This is a genomic window from Lawsonibacter hominis, assembly GCF_014287895.1.
In the GTDB taxonomy this organism is placed as follows: domain Bacteria; phylum Bacillota; class Clostridia; order Oscillospirales; family Oscillospiraceae; genus Lawsonibacter_A; species Lawsonibacter_A hominis.
On sequence record NZ_JACOPP010000053.1, the window covers coordinates 1 to 8989 of the forward strand.

Annotated in this window: 8 protein-coding genes; 3 read left to right on the forward strand and 5 right to left on the reverse strand. The window is 60.5% G+C overall.

Annotated elements, in window-relative coordinates; all coding sequences use genetic code 11:
• Positions 1–197 precede the first annotated feature (197 nt).
• Complete coding sequence (locus tag H8S57_RS16370) at positions 198–1793, reverse strand: ASKHA domain-containing protein (protein WP_186909035.1); 1596 nt, start codon at positions 1791–1793, stop codon at positions 198–200.
• A 68-nt stretch (positions 1794–1861) separates the two neighbouring features.
• A complete protein-coding gene (locus tag H8S57_RS16375; RefSeq protein ID WP_186909036.1) occupies positions 1862–3280 on the reverse strand; it encodes an MATE family efflux transporter in 1419 nt (472 codons plus the stop codon).
• A 100-nt stretch (positions 3281–3380) separates the two neighbouring features.
• On the opposite strand from H8S57_RS16375, the gene H8S57_RS16380 reads away from it, so the two are divergent.
• The 3 genes from H8S57_RS16380 (at position 3381) to H8S57_RS18270 (ending at position 5062) form a co-directional block, all read left to right on the forward strand.
• Entirely contained in the window at positions 3381–3974 is a 594-nt protein-coding gene (locus H8S57_RS16380) for a TetR/AcrR family transcriptional regulator (protein ID WP_186909037.1), read from the forward strand.
• Positions 3975–4016: 42 nt separating this feature from the next.
• Positions 4017–4445, forward strand: coding sequence for a hypothetical protein (locus tag H8S57_RS16385; RefSeq protein WP_186909038.1), 429 nt, complete (start codon positions 4017–4019; stop codon positions 4443–4445).
• A 218-nt stretch (positions 4446–4663) separates the two neighbouring features.
• Positions 4664–5062, forward strand: a complete 399-nt coding sequence (locus H8S57_RS18270) for a DUF6061 family protein (protein ID WP_256413653.1) — start codon at positions 4664–4666, stop codon at positions 5060–5062.
• Between the two features lie 201 nt (positions 5063–5263).
• Here the strand turns inward: H8S57_RS18270 and H8S57_RS16395 are convergent, their stop codons facing one another.
• The 3 genes from H8S57_RS16395 to H8S57_RS16405 all read right to left on the reverse strand — a co-directional run.
• Positions 5264–8236 carry a M56 family metallopeptidase gene (locus H8S57_RS16395; protein ID WP_186909039.1) on the reverse strand — a complete coding sequence of 991 codons (2973 nt, stop codon included), beginning with the start codon at positions 8234–8236 and terminating at the stop codon, positions 5264–5266.
• The gene (locus tag H8S57_RS16400) at positions 8233–8619 is read right to left on the reverse strand and encodes a BlaI/MecI/CopY family transcriptional regulator (RefSeq protein ID WP_186909040.1); all 387 of its coding nucleotides are present in this window, start codon (positions 8617–8619) and stop codon (positions 8233–8235) included. Before H8S57_RS16400 ends, H8S57_RS16395 begins: the two co-directional genes overlap by 4 nt.
• A 73-nt stretch (positions 8620–8692) precedes the next feature.
• Positions 8693–8989 (reverse strand): transposase (locus H8S57_RS16405; RefSeq protein WP_186909041.1); only part of this gene is annotated, 297 nt, incomplete at its 5' end.

The window sequence follows — 8989 nt, forward strand, 5'->3', positions numbered from 1 at the left end:
TCCGCAGACGACGGAAGGAAAGGAAGCTCCGTCATTTCCGGCGACACGTGCGTCGGAAATGACACCTCTCATGACGGACAGGGCGACTTTTCTGCCAGAATCGAGCCCTGTCCGTCATGCATCCCTCTGTCGAAAAAGGCCAGAGGCCTTTTTCGACAAGCTCAGGGCGGGGGAGCTTTGCTCCCCCGCCCTGAGTCTTATGGTTCAAACAGCATGCAGTCCACATAATGCCTGGTAAAGGCCGCTTCGGTGGAGAGTTCCAGGTAGCGGCATTTGTCCCGGATGGCCGTCAGCTCGTCCCGGGCCTGCCGGGACAGAAGCGCGGCCGCCGCGCCTGCGCTGGCGCTGTTGCCCACGCAGCGGGTCCGTGCCACCAGCTCCGGAGGCAGAAGGCCGATGGCACCGGCGTTTTCCTTGTCGATCCGGCTGCCGAAGCCTCCGGCCAGATAGAGCACGGAAACCGCCTGCATGGTTTGCTGCGTATGCTCCAGCAGAGTACGAATACCGGCGGCGATGGCGGCCTTGGCCAGCTGGAGCTTGCGCACATCCGCTTCTGTAACGCCGATATCGTGCGTCCGGTCCAGCCAGAAGGTAACGCCGCGTGCATCCTCCTCCAGCCATTCTTCCAGGCCCGCGGGCGCTTCGTCCGGGGGCAGCAGCCGGCCGGTTCCGTCCACCGCGCCCATCCGCAGCAGTACCGCCAGGGCGTCCACCAGGCCGGAGCCGCAGATCCCCGCGGGCGCGCCGCCGCCAATGACGGAAAAGCGGGGCGCGCCGCCGTCCAGCCAGACCCGGTCCACGGCTCCCGCCACCCCGGACATGCCCCGGGAGATCTCCGCGCCCTCAAAGGCGGGGCCCGCGGCAGTGGCGCAGGTCGTGAAGCCGTCCTTTGTGCCCAGCGCCATCTCCCCGTTGGTGCCGATATCCAGAAACAGTACCGCTCGCTCGGCCAGCCAGGCCCCTGATGCGTACAATCCGGCCGTAATGTCGCCGCCCACATAGCCCGCGACCGCGGGAGCGAGATAGACCTGTGCCTGGGGAAACGCCGGGAAGAAACCATCCCCCGGGGAGCACACTGCGCCAAACCGGTCCTGCGGCGTAAAGGGGGCTGCGGCGATGGAGGCGGGGGAGCGCCCGGCGAACAGATGCTCCATGATGGTGTTGCCCACCGCCGTTACGGCCAGTACCTCCCCAGTGCTGCGTCCGGCGCGGCCGCACAGGGCGCACACCGCTTGGGAGACCTGCTCCCGAATGGCGCTGGTCATCCGGGCCAGACCGTCTGGAGCGGTATTGGCATACTGGATGCGGGAAATCACGTCGGCGCCGAAGACCCGCTGGCGGTTCATGCCGCCCTCTGTTCCCAGCAGCGCACCGGTGGTCAGATCGTAGAGCGTGACCACCACCGTGGTGGTTCCGATATCGACCGCCGCGCCCAGCCCGCCGCACTCCGGAACGGCGACCCAGGGCTGCAGGGAGACGGGGCGGGAAGCGCCCTCGCAGACGACGCAGGCCTGCCGGAGCGCGTCCAGGGTCACGGAACAATCGCCGGTCAGCCGGGTACGGCAGGCCAGACGGCGCTCGCCGCCGGCCGGGAGCAGCGCGCGCTCCTGCGCATCGGCCGGCGTCACCGCACCGGAGACGGCGGCCAGACACTTCCCGCAGGTCCCGTTGCCGCCGCAGGGGGCCTCCGGTTCCCGCAGGCCGGCCCGCTGAAGGGCGCTGAGCAGCGTTTCGCCGGACCGGCCTTCGATCGTATGGGTCCCGTCCGGCCCATGTACGGTAATAACAGGCATGAGTCGCCTCCTGAAACGGTAAAATAGAGCAGCCGGCGTCCGGCTGCTCCTTGATTATAGCGCCGCGCTTAGGATCCGTCAACGCCGCCTGTACCCGGTATGGGCGCCCCCTGCTCCGGCATCCGCCGCATTTCACGCAGCACCATGGTGATGGCCACCGCCACTGCGGCGGCGTCGGAGATGGGGCCGGCGTACATGACGCCATCGATCCCCATAAAGAGGGGGAAGATCAGGACCAGAGGGATGAGAAAGAGGACCTGGCGGGTAAGAGAGATCAAGATACCGCGCTTGGCCTTGCCGATGGAAGTAAAAAAATTGGTGCTGATGGGCTGGAACGCATTGGCGAAGGTCATAAAGAGAAAAATACGGAAATAGCGTTCCGCAAAGTGAAAATACGCGTTTGACCCGGTGCCGAAAATACCGATGATCTGCCGTGGAAAGAGCTGAAAGCACACAAAAGCGATGCTGCAGATAAGGGTGGCCGCAGTCACGGCCTTGCGATAGGCCTCTTTGACCCGGGGATAATTGCGTGCGCCGTAATTAAAGCTGAAGATGGGCTGGCAGCCCTGGGAGATGCCGATGGTAAAGCCCATGATGAGCATATTCACCTTGGTGACCACGCCCACGCAGGCCAGGGGGATGTCCTGGCCATACTGCGACAGAGCGCCGTAGTAGGTCAGCGTATTGTTCATTACGATCTGCACGGCCACCATGGCCAACTGGTTGAAAAAGGAGGCCATGCCAAGGGAAAAGATCGCCCCCAGCCAATGGAGCCTGGGCCGCAGGTCGCCGCGGGTGAGCACCACGGTACGCAGACGGGTACGCAGCAGGTAGACCAGCGCCATCCCCATGGAAAGTGCCTGACCCAGCACCGTGGCCAGCGCGCCGCCGCCGATCCCCAGGTCAAAGCCGAAGATGAACAAAGGGTCCAACATGGTGTTGAGGACCGCGCCGGACAGGGTACAGAGCATGGAATAGGTGGGGCTGCCGTCGGCGCGGATCAAATTGCTGCATCCGGTGGTAAAGGTGAGCAGCGGCAGGCCGAAGGCGGTGATGCGGGTATAGGTGAGGGCGTAGGGAAGCACATCCGGCGTAGCGCCGAAGGCCAGCAGCAGGGGACGGCGGAACAGGAAGGCGACCGCGCCCAGACAGACGCCCAGGAAAGCCAGAACCACCAGGCCCGTGCCCGCCACCTCGCGGGCGCGGTCCTTATGACCGGCGCCGAGATTCAGATTGAAATTGGCCGCGGTACCAATGCTCATGAGCAGGGCGATCGCAGTGGAGATGTTGTTGAAGGGAAAGGCCACATTGGTGGCGGCATTGCCCAGAAGGCCGACCCCCTGCCCGATAAAGATCTGATCTACAATGTTATACAGGGAGGAGACCAGAAAGGCGATGACCGAGGGGATGGCGAATTTGGGCAGGAGCTTTCCGATGGGAGCGGTGCCAAGGGGATTGGCGGACGTTTGGAGGGGTTCCGGCTGCATGCATTTCTCCTCGCTTTCGGACCGATGGTCGTCTGATTGACAGTTTAGTACGATAGTGCTAAACTGTCAATACCGGAACGGATCAGAAATGAGGAAGCGCATGAAAAAAGACGTAAAAACGGATATCCTGGAGACGGCCCGGAAACTCTTTAACGAGCAGGGCTACAACGGAGTGTCCATGCGGGATATCGCCGGAGCGCTGGGGATCAGCGTGGGAAATCTGACCTACTATTTCAAACGGAAAGAGGATCTGCTGGAGGCTGTGGCGCTCCGGCAGCTGGAGGGCTATCAAAAGAAGGCCCCGGCCGCCAGTCTGGCGGAGCTGGACGGACACTTCCGGCGAAAGCTGGCCTTTCAGAAGGGAAATGCCTACTATTTCCGTCACTATACGCAGCTGGCGCAGATCTCGCCGAAGGTATACGAGATGCAGCGGGGCATCATCCGCGATCAATATGAATTTTACGGCGAGACGTTTCGGGGCTTCAAGTCCCATGGAAGGATGATGGAAGATACCGTTCCGGGACAAACCCGGCATCTGATTCAGGCTTTGGTGACCGTCAGCCTCTTTGGCACGGCGATGGGGGAGCCGGATGGGGAGCGGCTGCCCTGCTTTTGGAGCCTGATCTGGCCCATGCTGACGGAAACGGGAAGAAGGGAATACCGGGAAGAAGTGGAGCGGCGCGGCGGCGTATAATCAGGACCGGCCGGTGGGATACTGCTTTTGAGGTGATATCCCATGCTGACAGAATCTGAACTGCTTCAGTCCATCCACCAGTCTACCAATATGGGCCGCGAGGGGATCCAGTCCGTGCTGAACTATGCCAAGGACGACAGGCTTCGTCAGGCCCTGGAGCAGCAGCTGGTGGAATATGAAAAGCTGGCCGGCGCGTCCGGAAAAATGCTCTTGGAACGGGACGAAAAGCCAAAGGAAACCAACCCCGTGGCAAAGGCGTCTTCCGCCGCGATGTCGGCGATGAAGCTAATGGCAGACCCATCCGCGTCAAAAATTGCGGAAATGATGATCCAGGGCAACACGATGGGGATGACCCAAAGCCTTCGCAACCTGAACGATTATCCCGGAAAGGACGAGCGGGTACGGGACCTGGCATCCAAGCTGCTTCGTACCGAGGAAGCCAATATCGAGCAAATGAAGAAATTCTTATAGCATGACCGATTGTCCGGGAGAACCGGCCGGCGGATTTGCTTCGCCTGTGCATGCAAATCCGCCGGGGAGCCATAAAAACGACCACACCATTACACGGGTGCGCATAAGGAAGTAATCCGAAAAATTACGATTATGGCATCTGTCAGACGGGGTTAGGAAGTCAAAACCTCCGACTTAGCCGGAGGTTTTGACTATATTTTTCGATTTTGAAGGTAAATATGGTGAAATACCTGATGTCTTGTGTGCTCGATATGGACACCGCCTGTGTGGAACTGAAATTTCTTGATGACAGCATGATTGCGATTGATACTATCGCCATGGAGAACGAGGTTTATGACAATATGTATCAGCGGTCAAAGCGGGATTATCTGATTTACAATGCCCCGTTGGCGTATGCTGATCGTATACGGAACGGCAAATCAGGAACTTATCTCAATATGGTTGTTGAGGAAATACAGGACAGCAGCGTAAATCAGCAGGAATGCAACGGCCCCCATAGAACCCCGGATCAGCAGGCTGCCCGGCCCAAGACCGAGATAAGCGTCCACCATAATCAACGGGAAAGTGAGACTGATGAAAAATACAGTCAGCCAAGCGGACTTCTGTGCAAGTCATAGAAAATTCCCCCTTTCCTCCCCAAAGGGCCGTGGCTGGTTGATAGTTGCTTTTTAGGATAACAAAGGGCGGCGGCACTGAGCGAGATGCGTGGACAGGTGGATCTAACCGTCTGCATCTATCATGGCGGATTTGAAAGGGACCTGACCAGCGGTCGGGTGCTGAGCGAGAGCACAGAAAATATCGGGTATCGGATTTGCGCTCTATTCATAGGGAGAAAACGCAAGCGCATCGTACTGCAAAGAGAACGCCCTGGTATAGTCTTTTTCCGGCGTGTCATAGTAATGATAGTCCGCAACAATTGCTCCAGTGCTCTCGTCATAGCGCTTACTGGGCATGCGCATCATCGGGCTCTGCGGCGGATCAATCAAATGATTCACACCGGCCACCTCCACGGCATCCCCGCTCCTGCGGTAAATCATTACATCCCCTGTGCCGCCGATGTTGTAGGCCACGTTGCAGATCAGCTCCCGCACGCCGTCCCCATCCAAATCCACAAAGTGGTCGTCCCGCTGAAAGCCGAAGCTGTCGGCGATTTGTACGATATCATGGTCCTCCACGATATAATAGGTGTGTGTCGTTGTACCCGTCATGGTGTGGTTGGAAAGCAGGAAGCCGTTCCAGCCCATGATATTCTCAAAGGAGCGCAGCTCTACAGGGCGGGGAAAAGCGGCGTCCCAATCCGGTATCGGCTCCACGGCGGTTTCCGCGCCGCCCTGCCGCACATAGGCCTCCATGCCATCGCGGTTTTGCCGCAGCCCCACCTGGTACTCCCCCCGATCCAGCAGCCAGGTTTTGCCCCAGTCGTAGGAGATCAAGGTCTCATCACCAGTGTATGCATCGCCGAACACGGTGGCCGTCATAACAATCTGGGTTCCCAGACGCCGGATATCCCACACTTCCCAGGTGTCGCCGTAAAACGGGAGGTCAGCCCGGTTCCAGGTTTCGCCGCCGTCATGGGTGATCAGGACGGGAGAACCGTTGAAACGTCCGATGGAGATGATGGCGTGCTCGTTATCAAAGAACGCGGTTTTGCTGGGCCACCATGCCGCCTGTAGGAGTTGTCCTGTCTCCGTCCAAGTTCCGCCCCCGTCGTGGGTGCGGTAAACGTAGGTGTCCGCGCCGCCCACGCCGTGGCCGTAAGTCGCCGCCAGCCATCCGTTTTGCGCGTCCACCATCTGCATGGAAATACCGGGTTCCCCGAATAGGGTAGTGGCCGTATCCCGCCCCGCTAAGTCCTCGTACTCCCACTCGCGGGGCGGAGCCACGGCAGGCCCCAGCGGCGTCCAGCCTGTCTCCCCGGCATAGCGGGCGACGGGTACGCCGTCCAAAAGGGTATAATAGCGCCCGGCCCACTCCGACTGATTGTCCAGGGGTGCCTGAGCCTCCGGGATCAGCACTTCGATTGCATCCGGGGTAAAGCACAGCAGAGCGGAAAGCAGTATTTTCTCCGGGCCGTACTCGCCCGTGTCCTCAGCCGCCCCTACGCGATAGATCAGCGGGAGACAGCCGTTATCCCAGTGCTCCGGGTCCATACCCTCTATCGTCCAATCCGGGAAGCGCTCCCGCAGCAACCCGGTCACGTCGGCCTTGTAAATAGTTCCGTTTCGTCCAAAATAGTAAACGGCCTCTCCAGTGCCGTGGTAGAAGTAGAGCAGCTCCTTCTCCCCATCTCCGTTCAGGTCGTGTTCCACCACCAAATTGGCGCAGTCGGCCAGAAGGCGGGGTACGCCCTCTTCGTCCAGGTAGAAATAGTCGAAGGCCTGATAGCCCGCCCCCCGGGGAACCTCGATGCGAAAGCCGCTATGCCCAAACAGGTCTGCATACGCCTCTACCGCGCAGCTTCCGCCGCCGTATGCGCTCTCCTCCATGCAGAACCGCAGCAGGGAATCGCCCTGCCGGAGCGCCCAGTATTTTGTGTACGCACTGCCCGGCTCCCGGTACAGGACGATCTCCGTCCCATCCGGTAAGGTCTGTTCCAACAGCACCTCCCCCATGGCATTCGTGGGGACGAGGTCGGGCTCCATGCCGGGGGGAGGGGCATAGGAGGACAGATCCGTGAGGGGGAGGGTTGCCGCGACGGTAGATTCACCGGCATGGGACGCAGATGGTTCCTGTCGGGCCGGGGATGTCACGGTGCAGGCCACCAGGGTAACCGCGCAGACTGCGGCGAGCATACAGAGAATGGCGGGGAGAGCGCCCCGGCCCTTCCCGGGGGACATGATACCCTCCAACCGCTCCGCCAGCACCCGTTTCCCTCCGGAAAAGCCGGTGGAGAGGGCCGAGCCGCGGCACTTTTGCAGTACGTTCAGCAAAACAATCCCATAGAACCGCCGATCTTCCAAAGCGGCATGGGCCAGAACCTGCTCGTCACAGGCGCGCTCCATGTCCTGCCCCGCCATGCGCCGCAGCAGCCAGACGGCCGGGTTGAACCAGTGGAGGATATGGGCCGCCAGCAGCAAAACCTTCCACAGCAGGTCGTGATTGCTCCAGTGGGTCAGCTCGTGGCGGAAAATCCAGAGGGCGTCGTCTTCCGTTAAATCAGCATCCGGAAGGAGCAGCCTGGGATGGAATGGTCCCGCCAGCATGGGGCCCCCGGCGTCCGCATACAGAAAGAGGCGGGGCGGTCTGACACAGCCCCGCTCCCCACAGGTCGCACGGTATGTCTCCGCAAGCCGCCCACATTCCACAGGCTTCGCCCAGCGGCGCAGCCTGTGCTGAAAGTGCCGCTCTTTTATGAGTTGATGTGTGAGCATACCCGCCGCGCCCAGCAGCCAAACGACCTTGAGCACGTGAAGCAACGGGACGGAGGTTTGGGCTGCGGGAGCCGGAGAGGTGGGCGCATCCATCAGCGGCGCTTCACCGCCGCCGGGATGGCCGGGCGCATGGGGGGCAACCGTTTCAGGCGTGGCCGCCTGTACCCTGGGTATCCCGCTCTGCCTGTGGACCACCTGGATCGTTTGCTCCGGGAGCGCGACCACAATGGGGGCCCTCCCCCCCGGAATGGGAAAGAAAATACCCGCCAGCAGCACCAGGGAGAGCAAATACCAGAGACGCTTTTTCCATCTGGCTGAGAACCGCCGATCCCAGAAAGGGGACAGAAGGGTCAAGATCAGAGTCAGAGCCCCCACGATCAGGGAGGTGCGCAGGAGATTGAGAAACAACAGGTCGCTCATGGCGTTCCCCCCCAGTGTTCCAGCATTTCGCGCAACTCCCGAAGGTCCTGCTCACTGACGGCCTGTCCCTCCACTAGGGAGGCGACAAGGCCCGTCACGGAATTTCCATAGAGCTTTTCCAGGAGGGTGCGCCCCTCCCGCTGGCGGTAGTCGGACTGACGGACCAGCGGGGTATAAAAATTATTCCAGCCCCGCTTTTCACAGGCCAGAAAGCCCTTTTCACACAGACGGTTGAGGGCGGTGCCCAGCGCCCCCGAGGACCAATTGCGCTTTCCGGCCAGTGCGGCCTGAATGTAGGCAGAATTGACCGCTTCTCCGGCCCCCCAGACCGCCTGCATGATCTCCAATTCCGCATCTCCCAGGCGTTTGATTTCCGCTGCCATACCACCAACCCCTTTATACGGTAGTGTCAAGGATTTTGCGCAAATTGGTTTGCAGGCTCTGGAATGAATGAAGTCAGCCAGCAATGGAGGCGTCCTCAACGGCAGCCTCCAGGTGCTTCATGTTCATGTACTTTTTGTTGCCCCACTGGGTGCCGGCCACATGGCGCAGGCGGGCACAGACCAGCATGAGGGCGGAGTTACCATCCGGGAAAGTACCAACCACACGGGTGCGGCGGCGGATCTCCCGGTTCAGCCTCTCAATGACATTGTTGGTGCGGATGCGAGTCCAGTGTTCGCTGGGAAAATCGCAGTAGGTAAGAGTCTCCTCAATGCCATCCTCTACCTTCCTGGCAGCCTCCTTCAGTTTCAT

Coding starts and splice junctions, on each gene's coding strand:
- H8S57_RS16385 (WP_186909038.1), top strand. CDS start 4,017: ATGCTGACAGAATCTGAACTGCTTCAGTCCATCCACCAGTCTACCAAT.
- H8S57_RS16400 (WP_186909040.1), bottom strand. CDS start 8,619: ATGGCAGCGGAAATCAAACGCCTGGGAGATGCGGAATTGGAGATCATG.
- H8S57_RS16370 (WP_186909035.1), bottom strand. CDS start 1,793: ATGCCTGTTATTACCGTACATGGGCCGGACGGGACCCATACGATCGAA.
- H8S57_RS16395 (WP_186909039.1), bottom strand. CDS start 8,236: ATGAGCGACCTGTTGTTTCTCAATCTCCTGCGCACCTCCCTGATCGTG.
- H8S57_RS16380 (WP_186909037.1), top strand. CDS start 3,381: ATGAAAAAAGACGTAAAAACGGATATCCTGGAGACGGCCCGGAAACTC.
- H8S57_RS16375 (WP_186909036.1), bottom strand. CDS start 3,280: ATGCAGCCGGAACCCCTCCAAACGTCCGCCAATCCCCTTGGCACCGCT.
- H8S57_RS18270 (WP_256413653.1), top strand. CDS start 4,664: ATGGTGAAATACCTGATGTCTTGTGTGCTCGATATGGACACCGCCTGT.